General features: G+C 66.4%; 21 protein-coding genes. 11 read left to right on the top strand and 10 right to left on the bottom strand.

What is annotated here, in order from left to right; translation table 11 throughout:
* Positions 1–7: 7 nt before the first annotated feature.
* The 4 genes from ACF66B_RS09465 to ACF66B_RS09450 form a co-directional block, all read right to left on the bottom strand.
* Positions 8–457 (bottom strand): NUDIX domain-containing protein, encoded by a 450-nt coding sequence (locus ACF66B_RS09465; protein ID WP_392662408.1) that lies wholly within the window; start codon positions 455–457, stop codon positions 8–10.
* 4 nt (positions 458–461) lie between these two features.
* Positions 462–1,526, bottom strand: a complete 1,065-nt coding sequence (locus tag ACF66B_RS09460) for a 5-(carboxyamino)imidazole ribonucleotide synthase (protein ID WP_111431469.1) — start codon at positions 1,524–1,526, stop codon at positions 462–464.
* Positions 1,519–2,007: a 5-(carboxyamino)imidazole ribonucleotide mutase gene (purE, locus tag ACF66B_RS09455; protein ID WP_111431468.1), complete on the bottom strand. Its 489-nt coding sequence runs from the start codon at positions 2,005–2,007 to the stop codon at positions 1,519–1,521. The genes ACF66B_RS09460 and purE overlap by 8 nt, the downstream gene beginning before the upstream one ends.
* A 64-nt stretch (positions 2,008–2,071) precedes the next feature.
* Positions 2,072–2,290 carry a DUF465 domain-containing protein gene (locus ACF66B_RS09450; protein ID WP_111431467.1) on the bottom strand — a complete coding sequence of 73 codons (219 nt, stop codon included), beginning with the start codon at positions 2,288–2,290 and terminating at the stop codon, positions 2,072–2,074.
* 172 nt (positions 2,291–2,462) lie between these two features.
* Here ACF66B_RS09450 and ACF66B_RS09445 point away from each other — a divergent pair, with 172 nt between their 5' ends.
* Together ACF66B_RS09445 and ACF66B_RS09440 are read left to right on the top strand one after the other, a co-directional pair.
* The gene (locus ACF66B_RS09445; RefSeq protein ID WP_111431466.1) at positions 2,463–2,882 is read left to right on the top strand and encodes an Hsp20 family protein; all 420 of its coding nucleotides are present in this window, start codon (positions 2,463–2,465) and stop codon (positions 2,880–2,882) included.
* 15 nt (positions 2,883–2,897) lie between these two features.
* Positions 2,898–3,125: a DUF1150 family protein gene (locus ACF66B_RS09440; RefSeq protein WP_111431465.1), complete on the top strand. Its 228-nt coding sequence runs from the start codon at positions 2,898–2,900 to the stop codon at positions 3,123–3,125.
* 166 nt (positions 3,126–3,291) lie between these two features.
* On the opposite strand, the gene trxB is transcribed toward ACF66B_RS09440, so the two are convergent.
* Positions 3,292–4,275 carry a thioredoxin-disulfide reductase gene (gene trxB, locus ACF66B_RS09435; RefSeq protein ID WP_111431464.1) on the bottom strand — a complete coding sequence of 328 codons (984 nt, stop codon included), beginning with the start codon at positions 4,273–4,275 and terminating at the stop codon, positions 3,292–3,294.
* Positions 4,276–4,447: 172 nt separating this feature from the next.
* Between trxB and ACF66B_RS09430 the strand changes: the two genes are divergently transcribed.
* Positions 4,448–4,948: an Lrp/AsnC family transcriptional regulator gene (locus ACF66B_RS09430; protein WP_111431489.1), complete on the top strand. Its 501-nt coding sequence runs from the start codon at positions 4,448–4,450 to the stop codon at positions 4,946–4,948.
* 21 nt (positions 4,949–4,969) lie between these two features.
* Here the strand turns inward: ACF66B_RS09430 and pgeF are convergent, their stop codons facing one another.
* From pgeF to lgt, 3 genes are read right to left on the bottom strand one after another with little or no spacing between them, the layout of a single operon-like run.
* Complete coding sequence (pgeF, locus tag ACF66B_RS09425; RefSeq protein ID WP_111431463.1) at positions 4,970–5,731, bottom strand: peptidoglycan editing factor PgeF; 762 nt, start codon at positions 5,729–5,731, stop codon at positions 4,970–4,972.
* Positions 5,728–6,798: an SAM-dependent methyltransferase gene (locus ACF66B_RS09420; protein ID WP_111431462.1), complete on the bottom strand. Its 1,071-nt coding sequence runs from the start codon at positions 6,796–6,798 to the stop codon at positions 5,728–5,730. Before ACF66B_RS09420 ends, pgeF begins: the two co-directional genes overlap by 4 nt.
* A complete protein-coding gene (gene lgt / locus ACF66B_RS09415) occupies positions 6,795–7,679 on the bottom strand; it encodes a prolipoprotein diacylglyceryl transferase (RefSeq protein ID WP_111431461.1) in 885 nt (294 codons plus the stop codon). The genes ACF66B_RS09420 and lgt overlap by 4 nt, the downstream gene beginning before the upstream one ends.
* Before the next feature lie 135 nt (positions 7,680–7,814).
* Between lgt and ACF66B_RS09410 the strand changes: the two genes are divergently transcribed.
* The 6 genes from ACF66B_RS09410 to ACF66B_RS09385 all read left to right on the top strand — a co-directional run bounded on the left by ACF66B_RS09410 (position 7,815) and on the right by ACF66B_RS09385 (position 11,636).
* Positions 7,815–8,060 carry an accessory factor UbiK family protein gene (locus ACF66B_RS09410; protein ID WP_111431488.1) on the top strand — a complete coding sequence of 82 codons (246 nt, stop codon included), beginning with the start codon at positions 7,815–7,817 and terminating at the stop codon, positions 8,058–8,060.
* Positions 8,061–8,268: 208 nt separating this feature from the next.
* Entirely contained in the window at positions 8,269–8,772 is a 504-nt protein-coding gene (locus tag ACF66B_RS09405; protein ID WP_111431460.1) for a YbjN domain-containing protein, read from the top strand.
* Between the two features lie 58 nt (positions 8,773–8,830).
* On the top strand, positions 8,831–9,664 hold the full coding sequence (gene proC / locus ACF66B_RS09400) for a pyrroline-5-carboxylate reductase (protein ID WP_111431459.1): 834 nt from the start codon (positions 8,831–8,833) through the stop codon (positions 9,662–9,664).
* Between the two features lie 89 nt (positions 9,665–9,753).
* Positions 9,754–10,224, top strand: coding sequence for a phasin family protein (locus ACF66B_RS09395; protein WP_111431458.1), 471 nt, complete (start codon positions 9,754–9,756; stop codon positions 10,222–10,224).
* Positions 10,225–10,312: 88 nt separating this feature from the next.
* Positions 10,313–10,651, top strand: coding sequence for a tRNA-binding protein (locus ACF66B_RS09390; protein WP_111431457.1), 339 nt, complete (start codon positions 10,313–10,315; stop codon positions 10,649–10,651).
* Between the two features lie 19 nt (positions 10,652–10,670).
* Positions 10,671–11,636, top strand: a complete 966-nt coding sequence (locus ACF66B_RS09385; RefSeq protein ID WP_111431456.1) for a D-glycerate dehydrogenase — start codon at positions 10,671–10,673, stop codon at positions 11,634–11,636.
* 164 nt (positions 11,637–11,800) lie between these two features.
* Here ACF66B_RS09385 and ACF66B_RS09380 read toward each other — a convergent pair whose 3' ends face one another.
* Entirely contained in the window at positions 11,801–13,807 is a 2,007-nt protein-coding gene (locus ACF66B_RS09380) for an alpha/beta hydrolase (RefSeq protein WP_111431455.1), read from the bottom strand.
* 453 nt (positions 13,808–14,260) lie between these two features.
* Between ACF66B_RS09380 and ACF66B_RS09375 the strand changes: the two genes are divergently transcribed.
* Both ACF66B_RS09375 and ACF66B_RS09370 read left to right on the top strand, forming a co-directional pair.
* The gene (locus ACF66B_RS09375) at positions 14,261–16,075 is read left to right on the top strand and encodes a M3 family oligoendopeptidase (protein ID WP_111431454.1); all 1,815 of its coding nucleotides are present in this window, start codon (positions 14,261–14,263) and stop codon (positions 16,073–16,075) included.
* Positions 16,076–16,230: 155 nt separating this feature from the next.
* Positions 16,231–17,052 (top strand): transglutaminase family protein, encoded by an 822-nt coding sequence (locus ACF66B_RS09370; RefSeq protein WP_111431453.1) that lies wholly within the window; start codon positions 16,231–16,233, stop codon positions 17,050–17,052.
* Between the two features lie 28 nt (positions 17,053–17,080).
* Here ACF66B_RS09370 and ACF66B_RS09365 read toward each other — a convergent pair whose 3' ends face one another.
* Positions 17,081–17,395: a muconolactone Delta-isomerase family protein gene (locus tag ACF66B_RS09365; protein WP_111431452.1), complete on the bottom strand. Its 315-nt coding sequence runs from the start codon at positions 17,393–17,395 to the stop codon at positions 17,081–17,083.
* Positions 17,396–17,461 lie beyond the last annotated feature (66 nt).

Genomic DNA, 17,461 nt, shown 5'->3' with positions numbered 1-17,461 from the left:
CCGCAGGTCAGGGCACGATCGGTTCAAGCGGGTCGTAGAGCGCAGGCGCGGGGGTGCCGAAGGCAAGCTCCGGCAAGATGTCGGGCTTGAAGCGGAGCGCGGCCATGTCGGCTTTCGCCGCCCAGCGGAAGCGATTCACGACGCCTTCGGTGTCGGCCCAGGTCGCACTTGGCGCGCCTCCGGTGATCCTGGCGGCGAAGAAGAGCTCGACCTGATGGAAGTCTCGCCCGGGATCGTGGAATTCCGACACGGCGAGCGGCGCGCCGATGCGGACGGCAAGGCCGGTTTCCTCGTAGACCTCCCGGGCGAGGTTCTCGGGCAGGCTCGCATGGGGTTCGACTCCGCCGCCCGGTGCGCACCAGAGATCGCTCTGCGCGCCGGGATAGGCATTGACGAGCAGCAGCCGTCCGGCCTCGACGATTACCGCGCGAACGGCGAGGCGGAGGCCGGAATACACCCGCTCAGCTCCGTGGCGAGATACGGTTGACGTGTCCCATCTTGCGCCCCGGCCGCGCCTCTCCCTTGCCGTAGAGATGCACGGCGGCGCCGGTGAGCTGCGGCGCACCGTCGACCTCATCTCCGAGCAGGTTCAGCATCTCCGCATCCGAGTGGCGGCTGCCGTCGCCGAGCGGCCAGCCGCAGATCGCGCGGACATGCATCTCGAACTGGTCGATCAGGCAGGCATTCTGCGTCCAGTGGCCGGAATTGTGTACCCGGGGCGCGATCTCGTTCACCACGAGCCCGTCGGGCGCCACGAAGAGCTCCACCCCGATCACGCCCACGTAGTCGAGCGCGTTGAGGATGCGCCCGGCCAGCAGCACCGCGTCCTGCGCCAGCGAGGGCGGGATGGCGGCGGGCACGGTCGTGCGGCGCAGGATGCCGTTCTCGTGCTGGTTCTCGCCGGGATCGAAGGCCGAGACATCGCCGTCGAGGCCGCGCGCGGCGATCACGGAAATCTCGCGCTCGAAGCTGACGAAGCCCTCGAGCACCGCAGGCCGCGCGCCGATCGCCTCCCAGGCATCGGAAGCACCGCCATGGCCCATGATCCGCGCCTGGCCCTTGCCGTCATAGCCGAAGCGGCGGGTCTTGAGGATCGCGGGCGTGCCAACATGCTCCATCGCGTCTTCGAGCTCGGAAAGGCTCGATACCGCGGCATAGGGCGCGGTGCGCAGACCGAGCCCGGAGAGGAAATCCTTTTCGGCGATGCGGTCCTGGCTTACCTCGAGCGCCCGGCGGCCGGGGCGGACCGGGACGAGGGGCGTGAGCGCATCCACCGCGGCGAGGTCGATGTTCTCGAATTCGTAGGTCGCGACATCGATCGAGGCGGCGAAGGCCTCGAGGGCGGCGCGGTCGTCATAGGCGCCGCGGGTGAAGGCGTCGGCGACCTGCGCGGCGGGCGGAGCGTCCGCATTCTCGTAGATATGGCAGCGCAGCCCGAGGCGGGCGGCGGCGAGCGCAAGCATCCGGCCAAGCTGGCCGCCGCCGAGGATGCCTATGGTGCTGCCGGGGGCGAGGGGCTCAGACATCTTGCGGCGCGTCCGCAACGGCGTCGGTCTGGGCGGCGCGCCAGGCTTCGAGACGGGTGGCGAGGCCCGCATCGTTCACCGCGAGCATGGCGGCGGCGAGAAGGGCGGCGTTCGCCGCGCCCGCCGGGCCGATCGCAAGCGTGCCGACCGGAATGCCCTTCGGCATCTGCACGATCGAGAGGAGCGAATCCATGCCCGAGAGCGCCTTCGACTGCACCGGCACACCGAGCACCGGCAGGCGGGTCTTGGCGGCGAGCATGCCCGGAAGATGTGCCGCCCCGCCCGCACCGGCGATGACGACGGCAAGCCCGCGGGACGCCGCGGTCTCGGCATAGGAAAACAGGCGGTCCGGCGTGCGGTGAGCCGAAACGATGCGTACCTCGTGCGGCACGTCGAGCGTTTCGAGGATCTCCGCGGCCCCGCGCATCGTTTCCCAGTCCGACTGGCTGCCCATCACGATGCCGACAAGGGGATCAGGCATTTGCTCCCTCCGGATTTGCGCAAAGCCGCCTTATAGCCGAGCCGCGCGGGCGCGCAAGGCCGGTTCAGGCGATGATGTCGGGGGTGATCTCGTCGGAAATGCGGCGGATCTCGTCCTTGAGCAGGAGCTTGCGCTTCTTGAGGCGGCGGACGGTCAGCGGATCGGCGCGCCCCTCTGCATCGAGGGCGGCAATCGACTCGTCGAGATCCCGGTGTTCGCGTTCCAGAAGTTCCAGGCGGATGCGAAGAACCTCCTCGCGCTTCATGGTGGGCGAACTGTTCATCTGCCGGCCTCTGAAAGTTTCACGCCCCCGTTATACCCGGAGCGGGGTGCACCGGAAAGTGGCCTGACCCCATGACAGCCCTTGTTTTTCCGCAGTTTGTGCCCATCTTGTTCTCGTGTGGCCGCCGTGACGGGGCCGCTGGCAAAGTCGCTTCTGCAAGGGCTTGGAGAACATGAGCAAGGTTACATTCGCGTCGCATCCCTACCTGCTCGGTTTCGAGGATCTCGACCGGCTGGTGGAGCGCACCGGGAAATCCGGGAAGGACGGCTATCCGCCCTACAACGTGGAGCAGAGATCCGCGTCGGCCTATCGCATCACGCTCGCGGTGGCAGGCTTCGCGGAAGAGGACCTCGCGATCACCGTCGAGGCCAACCAGCTCGTGATCCGCGGCCGCCAGTCCGAGGACGATGAGGGCCGGGTGTTCCTGCACCGTGGTATCGCAGCCCGCCAGTTCCAGCGCAGTTTCGTGCTGGCCGATGGCGTGGATGTGTCCGGCGCCGAGCTCGAAAACGGGCTTCTGCATGTGGATCTCGAGCGGGTCGAACCCGAAACCGTGGTCCAGACGATCAAGATCAACGGCAAGCGCAGCTGAGGAAAGGGCCCTGCCATGACGGATTATCCCAGTTTCCCCGCGGGCGGTGAAAGCCGCATCGTCTATGTTCGCGACGTGAAGACCGCCGACCTTCCGGCCGAGCTCCGCGCCCAGACCGGCGGCCAGGAACGCATCTACGCGATCCACGCCGAATCAGGTGAGGTGCTCGCGCTGGTCCCCGACCGGGATCAGGCCTTCATCGTTGCCCGACGCAACGAGCTTTCGCCCGTCAGCGTTCACTGACGACCTCCATGAATCGCCGGGGCGGACGCCCCGGCCACCGCACTGACCTGCGAGGCGCATGTCCGCGCGAACGAAAAAGGCCTGCCACGGATGGCAGGCCTTTTTCGTTCTTGCCGTCGCGCTGCCTGGCGCGCGTGATGCCGGGCGCCGGGCTGCCCCGAAGGGCTCAGGCCTTGACGGACACGCGCGTCGCTACCTCCGCAGGTTCGGCCTCCACTGCAGCGAGGAAGCGCTCCGCGTCGAGGGCCGCCATGCAGCCCATGCCCGCCGAGGTGACGGCCTGCCGGTAGATCGGATCGGCGATGTCACCCGCGGCGAAGACGCCGGGCACCGAGGTTGCCGTGGAGCCCGGCTGCGTCTGCACATAGCCGCCGTGATGGGTCTCGAGCTGGCCCGCGACGAGTTCCGAGGCGGGGGCATGCCCAATCGCCACAAAGACACCGGTGCAGGGGATTTCGCGCTCCGAGCCGTCGCGAATGTCCCGGAGCCGCACGCCCGTGACGCCGAGCGGCTTCTCGCTGCCCAGAACCTCGTCGAGGACGTGATGCCAGACCGTCTCGACCTTGGGGTGCTTCAGGAGGCGGTCCTGCAGGATCTTCTCGGCGCGCAGCTCGTCGCGGCGATGCACGAGCGTGACCTTCGAGGCGAAATTGGTGAGGAACAGGGCTTCCTCGACCGCGGTATTGCCGCCGCCGATCACCACGACTTCCTGGTTGCGATAGAAGAACCCGTCGCAGGTGGCGCAGGCCGAGACGCCGAACCCCTTGAACTTTTCCTCGGAGGGCAGGCCGAGCCAGCGGGCCTGCGCCCCGGTCGCAAGCACCAGCGCATCCGCGGTATAGACGGTGCCGCCGTCACCCACGGCGCGGAAGGGGCGCGCGGAGAGGTCGAGGCTTGCGATGTGATCGGCAATGATCTCCGCGCCGGTGGCCTTGGCGTGTGCCTCCATGCGGACCATGAGGTCCGGGCCCTGGATTTCCACCTCGCCGGGCCAGTTCTCGACCTCGGTTGTGATCGTGAGCTGCCCGCCGGGCTGGATCCCCTGGATCAGCACCGGCTCGAGCATCGCCCTTGCGCCGTAGACCGCCGCCGTGTAGCCCGCCGGTCCGGAGCCTATGATGAGAAGCCTTGTGTGCCGCGTTTCGCTCATGCGATGCCCTTCCGCTCGTTGGGCGCCCTATATAGGTGCGGTGCAGCGGCCTGTGAAGCGCACTGCCGCGCAAGACTGACCCTTTACACTTGCCGGTGCAATTGCGAAAGATAATTGCGTTACGAGCCTCGCGCCCATAATGATCGGCCCAATCATACGGACAGACGCAGAGATGCCCACATTCAAGCTGGATCCCATTGACAGGAAGATCCTCGCGGAGCTTCAGGCCGACGGCCGCATGACCAACGTCGAATTGTCGCGCCGCGTCGGAATTTCTGCGCCACCATGCCTGCGACGGGTCCGGACCTTGGAGGAACAGGGGCTGATCCGGGGCTATCACGCGGATATCGACGCCCGTGAGCTGGGCTTCGAGGTCCAGGTCTTCGCGATGGTCGGGCTCGCGAGCCAGGCCGAGGCGGATCTTTCGTCGTTCGAGACCCGCGCGCGGTCTTGGCCGCTCGTTCGCGAATGCCACATGCTGAACGGCGAGATCGACTTCATCCTGAAATGCGTCGCGCCCGACCTGCCGACCTTCCAGAATTTCCTGACCCGGGAGCTGACCGCCGCGCCCAATGTCGCGAGCGTGAAGACGAGCCTAGTGATCCGCTGCGCCAAGGATACCCCCGGCGTGCCCTTCGAGATCTACGAGGCCCGGATCGCCGCGCAGGGCTAGGCGCCTGCGCGATCAGGAGCGTCAGAGCGTGATGGCGGAGATGAGCCGGCCGTAATCGGGCTCGCCCAGATGCGTCGTGCGCCGAAACGAGAAGAAGCGGTCGGGTTCGGCATAGGTGCAGGCCCGGATCCATGTCGCCGAACCGACTCCGGCGCCGCGCAGCCGCCAGAGCACGAAACTGGGAAGATCGAAGCGGTATTTCCCCTCGCGCGTGCCATGCGTGAAGAAGCGGCCATGGTCCGGATCTTCGTCCATGAAGCGCTCGAGGAAGTCCTGCCCGACCTCGTAGTTCCGCTGGCTGATCGTCGGGCCGACGACGGCGCTGATCTCGTCACGCCGCGCGCCGAGCGCCTCCATGGCATCCACCGTCGCTTCAAGCACACCGTCGAAGGCCCCGCGCCAGCCCGCATGCGCTGCGCCGATCACGCCTGCATCGGCGTCGGCGAAGAGGACGGGGGCGCAATCCGCGGTGAGGATGCCGAGCGCAATCCCGGGCGTGGTGGTGACCGCGGCGTCGGCCTTCGGCCGCTCGCTCCAGCCCTCGGGTCCGGCAACGACCACCTCGGCCGAATGGATCTGATGCAGTGAAAGCAGGTTTTCCGGCGTCACCCCCATCGCTTCGGCGACGCGGCGGCGGTTCATCGTCACGGCCTGCTGCTGATCAGAGGAGCCGGGGCCGCAGTTGAGCCCCGCATAGATGCCGGAGGAGGCGCCCCCCCTGCGGGTGAAGAAGCCATGGCGTATGCCGTTCAGGTCGTCGGAAGTCAGGATTTCGAGCGTCATGTCTCAAAGCCGGGCGGTTGTGCCGCCGTTTCGGGCAGAAGGGCGAGCACCTGAAACAGGTTTCCCATTTCCGCAGGGTGGGTCAAGCGCCGATGTGCCGCCGCGATTGACTGAAATGCCGCGCCGCTCTTCCCCCGGGCGAGGGACTGAGCTCGGGCGGTGATGCCGAGCCGTTCGAGAAACACGCCCTGAGCCACCGTGCCATGGGTCCGGGCTGGCCCGGCGGTCTCCGCCAGCGCGCGGAAGCGGACATGGGCCGTGAGATCGGCGCATCCGGGATCGCCCAGAGGGTCGACCGGCTCATGCGCGCGCAGGGCCTGCAGGGTATCGCCGGTGCCATCCCAGGCGCCGTAGTCGATCACCAGGGCGGCGCCGCCTTCCGCCGCAATCCGCGCACCCAGCCAGCCCGCGATCGAGGCGCCGACCGGATTCGTCTCGACGATCGCCCCATCCGGCACCGGCCCGAAGGCCTGATCCAGTTCGGGTCCGGCCTCGGGCCGCGCCCATGTGAAGGCGAACCCCTCGCCATCCGGGGCGAGTCCGACGCGGCGCTCGCGCCACAGCGGATCCGTGCGCTGGAACTGCCGGATCGGCAGCGCGTCGAAGAACTCGTTGGCGAGAACGAAGAGCGGCCCCTCGGGAAGCTCCTCCACCCGCGAGGCCCAGGCGGGCGCAGCCTCCGCGAGCGTCTCCGCCTGCACCCCGCGCAGCACCGGGCTCGTCTCGACGAGCCAGAGCGCGGCGGCCTCGCGAAAGCCGGGCATCCGACCCGCCGCCCGCAGCGCATCGCGCAGGAGCGTGCCGCGCCCGGGGCCGAGTTCGGCAAGGACGAAGCGGGAGGGCCGCCCCTGTTCGAGCCAGACCCTCGCCAGCCAGGCGCCGAGAAGCTCGCCGAACATCTGGCTGATCTCGGGCGCCGTGGTGAAATCGCCGGCCGCGCCGAGCGGATCGCGGGTCATGTAGTAGCCGTGTTCGGGATGGCCCAGGCACCAGGACATGTATTCCGCGAGCGCGATCGGCCCGGCCTCGGTGATGCGGGCCCGGATCAGCGCCGCAAGCGGGGTCATGCCCGCCGTCCCGACCAGAGCAGCAGGCCGAGCCCGACCGCGACCATCGGCAGCGAGAGAAGCTGGCCCATGGTGAGGCCGGCGTCCGCACCGAACCGGATGATATGACCGTAGGGGTTGCCGGGGGTGATGTATTGCCCGTCCGCGAGCCGGAAATGCTCCACGAATGTCCGCGCGAGCCCGTAGCCGATGAGAAAGAACGCGGTCACCCGGCCGGGGCGGCGGAGCGCGCCTGATCTCACCGCCAGTGCGAGCAGGACGAAGAGCAGCAGGCCCTCGAGACCCGCCTCGTAGAGCTGCGAGGGGTGCCGGGTGCAGGGGCCCACCCAGCCTGCCGGGCAGCTCTGCGCCGCCTCGCCGGGAAAGGCCACGGCCCAGGGGGCGGTCGAGGGCCGGCCCCAGAGCTCGGCATTTATGAAATTCGCGATCCGCCCGAAGAAGAGGCCGATCGGTGTCGCGGCGGCCACCGCGTCTCCGACCCGCAGCGGCGGAACGCCATTGCGGAGCGCGTAGCCGAGGAGGGCGACCACCACGCCGAGGAAACCGCCATGGAAGGACATCCCCCCCTCCCAGACGGCGAGGATCGCGGCGGGATGTGCCGCGAAATAGGCTGGCTGGTAGAAGAGCGCGAAGCCGATCCGTCCGCCGAGGATCACGCCGAGGATCATCCAGGTGAGCAGATCGTCGACCTGTTCCACCTTCATCGGTGGGGTTCCGCCCCAGAGAGCGGGCCTGCGGCAGAGGGCAGCGACATAGCGCCAGCCGAGCAATAGCCCGGCGATGTAGGCGAGCGCATACCAGCGGATGGCAAGCTCGAGGCCGAAGAGGTGGATCGAGACCAGGACGGGGTCGATATCCGGGAAGGGAAGGACGAGCGGCATGGGGGCTCCCGTAGCGGCGGCGGCCCCTGCATCTAGAGGCATGCCCGGCCTGTCAAGCGGGCTTGGCCCGTGGCGCGACCTTGGCATTCCTTCCCGCTGTGTCCATATAACAGGCAACGCAGGATGGAGATCGGAATGCAGACCCGGAACAAGGTTTTCGACGACATGGCGCAGCTCTTCTCGAACGCGATGGGCGTCGCTCAGGGCGCCAAGGCGGAGGCGGAGACCGCGCTGAAGAGCATGCTCGACCGCTGGCTCGCCGATCGCGACTTCGTGACGCGCGATGAGTTCGATGCGGTGCGCGCCATGGCCCAGAAGGCGCGCGAGGAGAACGAGGCGCTCAAGGCCCGCATCGAGCAGCTCGAGACAGGCAAGAGCTGAGCCTTCGGCACATCGGCGGGAGATTGCTGAAACGTTAAGCGATGTGGGAAATCCTGGGCCTGGGCAAAAATTTTTTTCTTTACAGGTCTTTTCCCTTCTCCCACCATATTTGGTAGATCGGTGCGGTCATGCCGTCCGATCTATTGTCAACCTCACAGCCCCCGCGCGGGGTTCGCTCCGCCGGAGGCCAATACGAGAGGCATCGGGTATGAGCTTTGTCGAGCGTGACTTTGACTGCGAGGAACTCCATCCCATCGATATCGTCGAAACTCTCGCCGAAGAGCGCGAGTGGGATTTTGACCGTATCGGGGACGACCAGATCGCCATGGCGATCGAAGGTACCTGGAGCACCTATTCCGTGACCCTCGCCCTTTCGCGCCAGGATGAGAGCCTGCGCCTGATCTGTGCCTTCGAGATGGAGCCGCCCGAAGAGCGGCTTCGCGACCTCTACATGCTCATGGGCCTTGCCAATGATCGCTGCTGGAACGGGGCGTTCACGCTCTGGATGGACCAGAATCTGATGGCCTACCGCTACAGCCTCAACCTCGCGGGCGGTGCCCAGGCCTCCTCCGCCCAGATCAACGATATGATGCGCAGCGCCATCGCGATGTGCGAGCGCTTCTATCCTGCCTTCCAGCTTGTCGTCGCGAAGGACGAGAAGCCGGAGAATGCGCTTGGAATCGCAATCTCCGAAGCGTACGGTCGCGCCTGAAGGCGGCCTCTCCCCGTGTCCGGCTCCTGATGCGTTGGGGGCCGGAAAGGGGGGAAGAATGGATCTTTCGGAAATTCGATCCCGCGGCTTGGTATTGCTCGGTTGCGGGAAAATGGGATCGGCAATGCTGGAGGGCTGGCTGGCCCAGGGGCTGCCGCCCGGCGCCTTCACGGTGCTTGATCCCAAGCCGGGGCCGCGCCTGATCGAGCTTGCTGCCGAGGGGCTGCATCTCAACGAGGACCCGCCCGCCGATCCCGCCATCGCGATCATTGCGGTGAAGCCGCAGATGATGGGCGATGCCCTGCCACGGCTCGCACCGCTCGGGAACGGCAAAACGATCTTTCTCTCGATTGCCGCCGGCACGCCGATCGCCGCCTTCGAGGCGGCCTTCGGGGCCCGCACACCCGTGATCCGCGCCATGCCCAATACGCCGGCCGCCGTCGGCCGCGGCATCACGGCACTCATCGGAAACGCCGAGGTGACCGAGGAGGCGCTCGAGCTGGCCGAGACACTCCTGCGAGCGGTCGGACAGACAGTGCGGCTCGAGAACGAGGCACAGATGGATGCCGTCACCGCGGTGTCCGGCTCGGGCCCGGCCTATGTCTTCCTGCTGATCGAGGCGCTTGCTGCCGCGGGCGAGGCGCAGGGGCTTGCGCCGGATCTCGCTCTGGCGCTGGCGCGCGCGACAGTCGGCGGAGCGGGGGCCCTTGCCGAGAATTCCGGCGAAACCCCGTCCCAGCTCCGCGTGAACGTGACGAGCCCGGGGGGCACGACGGCTGCGGCGCTCGAGGTTCTGATGCGCCCAGAAGCTGGTCTTCCCGCGCTTCTCGACGAAGCGGTCGGGCAGGCCGCCGCGCGGAGCCGTGCTCTCGCCGGACCGCCCGGACCATAAAAATGCTGCACTGCAACATGACGTCTTGACTTTTATGCTGCACTGCACAATATTTCACTTATCGAAAGCGCAAACCGGAGGAAACCCAGATGTTCGACCCGAAAACCTTCTCGTTCGACCCCGAAAAGCTCACCGAGTTCTTCAAGCAGAACGATTTCACCAAGCACCTCTCCAACATGAAGCTGCCTGGCGTTGACGCCGAGGCGATCATGGCTGCTCAGCAGAAGAACATGGACGCCCTCGTTGAAGCCAACAAGGCTGCAGCTGCCGGCTACCAGGATCTCTTCAAGAAGCAGATGGCGATCTTCGAAGAGACCATGTCCGAAGCCCAGAAGTACATGGCTTCGCTCGACGCGACGAAGCTCGACCCGGAAACCGCCAAGGCTCAGGGCGAACTTGCCAAGGCTGCCTTCGAGAAGGCGATTGCCAACATGCAGGCTCTGGCCGAAGGCGCCCAGAAGGCGAATTCGGAAGCCTATGAAATCGTGTCGGCCCGCATTCAGGAAAGCCTGAACGAACTGCGCGACTTCGCTTCCAAGCTCTCGACGTCGGCCTCCTGATTCCTGGGCCACTCCTCTGCCGAGACGAAACCGCTTGCTCTGACCGGGCAAGCGGTTTTTGTTATGCGCGGGCCCAAGAGGAGCGCGCATGTCCGAGATCTCTTTCGATGATTTCCTGAAGGTCGACATCAGGGTCGGCCGGATCACGCGCGCCGAGCCGTTTCCGGAGGCGCGCAAGCCCGCGATCAAGCTCTGGATCGATTTCGGCGCCGATATCGGCGAGCGGAAATCTTCGGCACAGATCACCCGCCATTACGCGCCCGAGACCCTTGTCGGCCGGCAGATCATGGCGGTGGTGAATTTTCCGCCGCGGCAGATCGGGCCGGTGCGCTCGGAGGTTCTCGTGCTGGGAGTTCCGGATGCCGAGGGCGGAATCGTTCTCCTCGCCCCGGACCAGGACGTCCCCCTCGGCGCCCGAATGCACTGAAACCTTCGAGGCGATCCCCATGACACGCCCCCGCATCATCGTGACCCGCAAGCTTCCCGACGCCGTCGAGGAACGGCTCCGGCAGCGATTTACCGTCGCGTTCAACACCGCCGATACGCCGTTTTCCAGCGAGCGGCTCGTCCGGGCGCTCCAGGTGGCCGACGGGTTGCTGTGCACCGTCACGGATCTGTTCGACGAGCAGATCCTGCAGGCGGAAGGCAAGCTCAACGCGAAGATTCTGGCGAATTTCGGGGTCGGGGTGAACAATATCGACCTCGATGCCGCGGAGGCCCAGGGGCTCGTCGTGAGCAATACGCCCGGGGTTCTGACCGATGCGACGGCGGATATCGCGATGGCGCTGATCCTTGCCGCGACCCGGAGGATGAGCGAGACCGAGGCGATGCTCCGGAGCGGGAACTGGACGAGCTTCAGCCCGACGGGGATGCTCGGGACCGGCATTCAGGGCAAGACGCTCGGGATCATCGGCATGGGCCGGATCGGGCAGGCGACCGCACAGCGTGCGCAGGCGGGGTTCGGGATGAAGGTGATCTATTTCAACCGCTCGAAAACCGGGCCGTTCGATTTTCCGGCCGAGGCGCGGGATTCGATCGAGGCGGTGATGCGGGAGGCCGATGTGGTCTCGCTGCATCTGCCGGGCGGGGCGGCGAACCGGGGCACGATCTCGGCGGAACGGATCGGGCTGATGAAGAAGACCGCCTTTCTCGTCAACACGGCGCGGGGCGACGTGGTGGACGAGCCGGCGCTGATTTCGGCCCTGAAGGAGGGGCGGATCGCGGGGGCGGGGCTCGATGTCTTTGCCGCGGAGCCGACGGTGCCGCAGGCGCTGATCGATCTGCCGAACGTCACCCTTCTGCCCCATATCGGCAGCGCGACGGTCGAGACCCGGACGGCGATGGGGATGCTGGCGGTGGACAATCTCGAGGCCTTCTTCGACGGGACGGATCTGCCGAGCCGCGTGGTCTGAGCGCCGGTTTTCGGGGGCGTGCCATCACGGTGAAAAGGGGGCTTTTCACCGTGAAAATGAAAAAACGGCTTTGAATTTACTGGATTTTCGTAGTTAACATATCATGAATCCGGGGGTGGCGCCGTCGCTTCGGAAGACCCGGGAGCGTGCCGCCCTGGGCTGCGCTACGGCGAGCCGGTTTCCTTATCCTCTTTCCCGACCCAGGGCGCGATGTAGAAGGCTGGAACGGCCGATGCCCGCTCACAGCCGTCATCGAGGTCGCGCCCCGGATCATTGAAGAAGGCGGCTGTCATGTCGCCGACACAGGGCTGGTAGAGAATCGCGCCATGACCGGCTTCGGCGATGAACACGCTCCGGGCATTGGAGAGACCCTCTGTCGCGCTCTCGGCCCAGCTCGCCGCCGTCTGCACGTCCCAGCCGCTGCCGATCGAAAGCACCGGGATGTCGCTTTCAACGACGGCGTGAAAGTCGGTGCGCTCGACCGGCTTGAACGCTGAGCAACTGGCGAAGATTTCTGCCGCAGCGCTGTCCGTCATCGCCGAGAAATCGAATGGCAGCGCCGCCGTCACCGCGTCGTAGCCCTGGAGATTGTTGTAGGGAATGTCTTCCTGGCAGGCGTAGAGCAGAAGGTCGACGCTTTGCTGGAAGTCGAGTGTGCGGCGTTCGACCGCTTCGCGAAGATCGCTGTAGACCGCGGAAATCTCGCTTTCCGTCATGGCCTCTACAATCCGCAACAGACGCCCGAGGTGGGGGCCATCGAAGTTCTTCTCGATGAAAGCCATGAGGCGCTCGCGCGTCGGGTCTCCGATTTTCAGGGCCGCGTACTCCTTCGCGGCCGCCGCGGCCGCCTCCGGTGTGGCAATCGTGTCCGGCAGCGCGGCCGAAAGCTCCGCATCCAGCAGGGAGGGGAGCGGGCCGAGTTCGCGGTCGCGCCGCAGCTTCGCCCGGAGTTCCGTCACCGCGAGGCCGAATGCCTCGCCAGCCATGTCTGAAACCTGCGCATTCTTGAGCGCCTGGGATAGCGCCTCCATCTGCGGCTCTGTCAGCGCCGCGCTCGCCTGGGCCTGGAGCGTTTCGACCGTCGGCAGCGGCGGCGCCATCTTCCAGTCCCCGACAACCAGTTCAAGCGTGGGCCTCTCTCCTTCGCGATGAAGCTCGTAGAACATGGCCGGGAGGTAGGGGGTCAGCGAGCCCTTCAAGGGGTTCTCGTTCCGGGCCGCAATGAAGGTCAGGGGCGTCGCCGGTGGCAGCGTTTCGCCGTCGAACGTCAACTTGCCTTCCGAGGCCAGGGCGATGACCTCGGAGATCACCCTGCCCAGATCGGGATAGGCTGCGGCGCAGGCCGCATCGGCGGCACAATCGTCGACAAGTCGCTGTGTGGCCTCGGAGAAAGGAAGCGCCAATGTGTCGTAGAGTTTGACGATCGGCGGCGCGACACCATCGATAACGGCCGACCGCGTGCCCTCCGGCGCCGTGCGCAGGACTTCCAGCGTCAGCTTGGTGCCGTAGGAGATGCCGTAGAGATTCCAGGATTCGTAGCCGAGGGCCTGCATGACCACCGGAACATCGAGGGCGTTCTGCCGGGTGTTGTATCGGGAAATATCGGTGCCGTTCTCCGCCAACTCCGCGAGACAGCCGGTCAGGAGCGTGGTCGGCGCGAAGGCGGCATCCTCATCCTGTTCGGCGAGGCTCGCCCGATCCAGCGCGATGTCCACGACGTTGGCGGTGAGCGCGTCCTGGCACGCCACGCTGCTGCTCGAAATGCCGGCGGCGCGCTGATCGAAGATCACCACGTCCCGGTTGGTTCGGAACTTGTCGAAAACGCGCGCCAGCCCGGCCAGACCCGAATGCAGGTTCCCCATGCCGGGGCCGCCGTGGAGATAGGCGACGGGGTCTTCGGCAGGATAGGTCGAATGGGACCGGAGGATCGCGAAGGACAGCTCCACCGAATTCGTTCCATCGGCAGCATCATGGTCTTCCGGAACGGTGACCGTGCCGCAGATCACTGTCTGGCGCTCGATTTCGGTCGGGGCCAGCGGGCGACGGCAGGGGGTGATCGTGATCGGGGTTGCCGCGACGGGGCCGCCGTCGAGAAGAGGTGCGAAATGGCGGCTGTCGGGTTCCGGTGCGATCAGGGCGGCCAGGAAAGCCAGGGTCTCTGCGAATGTCATTCCGGCGCCTCCGGGGCATGGCGTGAGGGCTCAAGGGTAGGCTGGGGGCAGTCGAACGCGCAAGCGCAAGCGCGGAGGCGGGCGGGCGCACGCCGGGTCTCATGGCCCGAAAGTCTCCCCCGCGCGCTCTTCCAGCCCTGGTCGCCGCGGACAAGGCCGGCAGTTCGGATGCAAGCGGTCCGGCCCGTTGGCCGGACGCCGTTTTCCCCCGCCTGTTGGCGGGGCCCCGTTTCTGCCCGATAGGGTTTCTGCCAGTATGAATACCTCTGCCGGGTGGGCCATGGCCGGCCGGCGGGAGCAGGGCCGGGCGGGTCCGGGGAGCGGGAGCGGCCTCAATGTCGCCGCTTCGCCCTTGCTGCGGCTGCGCGGAAGGACCATGTTGGGCGGTGAAGCCGGCTCGGGCGTTCTCGCCGGGCCAGACAGACCGGCCCTCGGCAATCCCAGGGAGACCTCATGCCTCAACCCGTATTCGATGCCCGTGATCCCGCTGCGGCGGCGGATCTCGGATCCTTGCCCGAATGGAACCTCGACGATCTCTACCGCGGCCCCGATGCGCCGGAGCTGGCGCGGGACATGGACTGGCTGCGGACGGAATGCGCCGCCTTTGCCGCCGATTTCGAGGGCAAGCTCGCGGCGCTCGATGCGGCCGGGTTGCTGGGCGCGATCCGGCGCTACGAGAAGATCCAGGGCATATCGGGCCGGATCATGAGCTATGCGGGCCTGCGCTACTATCAGAACACCATCGATCCGGCGCGGAGCAAGTTCTTCGGCGACAAGCAGGGCGAGCTCACCGACATTTCGACGCCGCTCGTCTTCTTCACGCTCGAGCTCAACCGGATCGAGGATGCCACGCTCGATGCACGGATCGCCGAGAGCGCCGAGCTGGCGCGCTACAAGCCGATCCTCGACCGCATCCGGGCGATGAAGCCCTATCAGCTTTCCGACGAGCTGGAGAAGTTTCTCCATGACCAGTCGGTGGTCGGCGCGGCGGCCTGGAACCGGCTCTTCGACGAGACCATGGCGGGGCTGAGCTTCGAGGTGGAGGGCGAGCGCCTGCCGCTCGAGGCGACGCTCAACCTTCTGACCGATCAGGATCGGGCGAAGCGTCAGGCGGGGGCCGAGGCGCTGGCGCAGGTGTTCCAGGAGCATCTGCCGCTCTTCGCGCGCATCACCAACACGCTCGCGAAGGAAAAGGAGATCGAGGATCGCTGGCGCAAGCTGCCGACGCCGCAGGCTGCACGGCATCTCTCGAATGACGTCGAGCCCGAGGTGGTGGAGGCGCTCCGGAACGCGGTGGTCGCGGCCTATCCGAAGCTCTCGCACCGCTACTATGCGCTGAAGGCGAAGTGGCTGGGGCTCGAAACGCTGGAGGTCTGGGACCGGAACGCGCCGCTGCCGAAGGAAGACGAGCGGGTGATCGGCTGGGGCGAGGCGAAGGAGACGGTGCTCGGCGCCTATGCGGGCTTCGATCCGAAGATGGCCGAGATCGCGGCGCCCTTCTTCGAGAAGGGCTGGATCGATGCGCCGGTGAAGCAGGGCAAGGCGCCCGGCGCCTTCGCGCATCCCACCGTGACGGATGTCCACCCTTATGTGATGCTCAACTATCTCGGCAAGCCGCGCGACGTGATGACGCTCGCCCATGAGCTCGGCCACGGGGTGCATCAGGTGCTGGCGGCGGGGCAGGGGGAGCTACTCTCCTCGACGCCGCTCACGCTTGCCGAGACCGCGAGCGTCTTCGGCGAGATGCTGACCTTCCGGCGGCTGCTCGATGCGGCACCGGACGCGGCGGCCCGCAAGATCCTGCTCGCGGGCAAGGTCGAGGACATGATCAACACGGTCGTGCGCCAGATCGCCTTCTACGATTTCGAGTGCAAGCTGCATGCGGCGCGGCGGCAGGGCGAGCTCACCCCCGACGACATCAACGCGCTCTGGATGAGCGTGCAGGCCGAGAGCCTCGGGCCGGTCTTCACCTTCATGGAGGGCTACGAGACCTTCTGGTCCTATATCCCGCATTTCATCCACTCGCCGTTCTACGTCTATGCCTATGCCTTCGGCGACGGGCTGGTGAATGCGCTCTATGCGGTATACGAAGAGGGTGATCCGGCCTTTGCCGAGAAGTATTTCGCGATGCTGAAGGCGGGCGGGTCCAAGCACCACAAGGAGTTGCTGGCCCCGTTCGGACTCGACGCATCCGACCCGAAGTTCTGGGACAAGGGCCTTTCGCTCATCTCGTCGATGATCGACGAGCTGGAGGCCATGGAAGGCTGATACAGGGAACCGTGCAGGCGCTCGCGCGTTGTAGACTGCACTACACCCGTAGCACTGGCGGCCTCGCCCGGAGGATCTCTGCGATCCGACGGCGGGGTCGTTCTTTTGATAGCATTCGCCGTTTTTTTTGACACCATTCGAGGAGAGGGATCCCGATGCTGCTGCGCCTTGGCTGCGAACTCGACTACAAGCTGCCCCAGCCTACCCCGATGATCGTGATCCTGAACGTGCATCACTCGCGGGTCGCCTATCTCGAACGGCCGGACCTGCTGACCACCGATCCGCCGGTGCCGATCGAGAACTATCGCGACAGTTTCGGCAACTGGTGCTGCCGGCTGGTTGCGCCCACCGGGCAGTTCCGGATGCGCACAGACGGGGTGATCCGCGACGACGGCCTGCCGGACCCGGTGGCCTTCGACGCCGTGCAGCATCCGGTGGAGGAGCTGCCCGCGGACACGCTGCTCTATCTGCTCGCGAGCCGCTACTGCGAGACCGACGTGCTGATGAACGAGGCCTGGCGGCTCTTCGAGCATGCCCCCACCGGCTGGGGGCGGGTTCAGGCGATCTGCGATTTCGTGAACGGGCACATCACCTTCGGCTATGAGCATTCGCGCCCCACGCGGACGGCGGCGGAGGGCTATTCCGAGCGGCGCGGGGTGTGCCGCGACTTTGCCCATCTCGCGGTCACGCTCTGCCGCTGCATGAACATTCCGGCGCGCTACTGCACCGGCTATATCAGCGACATCGGCGAGACGCCGCCCTACGGGCCGATGGATTTCGCGGCCTGGATGGAGGTCTATCTCGGCGGGCGCTGGCATGTCTTCGATCCGCGCAACAACGCGCGGCGGATCGGGCGGATCCTGATTGCCCATGGCCGCGATGCCGCCGATGTGCCGCTCACCCATACCTTCGGGCCGAACGAGCTTGCCGGGTTCCAGGTCTGGATCGACGAGGTGGCGGCGGACGGGGCGGTTTGAGGCGCCCCGGCCTGCCGGGCCGCGAGGGTCAGCCGGCGAGGCGTGACTTCACGTCGGCGGCGAAATCCTCGTAGCGCCGGAGCGCCTTGACCTCGACATTCACATACTGGCCCATCTTCTTCATGATCGGCAGGTCGAGCAGGATCTGATCGAGCGTGTCGGGGCCGTCGACATCGACGACGACGAAGACGCGGCGTTCGCCTGCGACCTTCCAGAGATCGACCACGGCGCCAGCATCCTTGGCGCCGAGGGCGACCACGGCTTCTTCGGCCCAGATGCCGAAGAGGTCCTGCTGGGACATGTCGGCGCCGTATTCGACGTTGAAATCCAGATGGTACAGCATGGTGTTCTCCCTGTTTTCATTGCTGACGGTTATAGGGCCTCACGGAAAGAGGGCGCCAGCGATTTT

This window comes from Amaricoccus sp. B4, assembly GCF_043226085.1.
Taxonomy (GTDB): Bacteria; Pseudomonadota; Alphaproteobacteria; order Rhodobacterales; family Rhodobacteraceae; genus Amaricoccus.
This window is presented reverse-complemented; position numbering and strand designations above follow the sequence as displayed.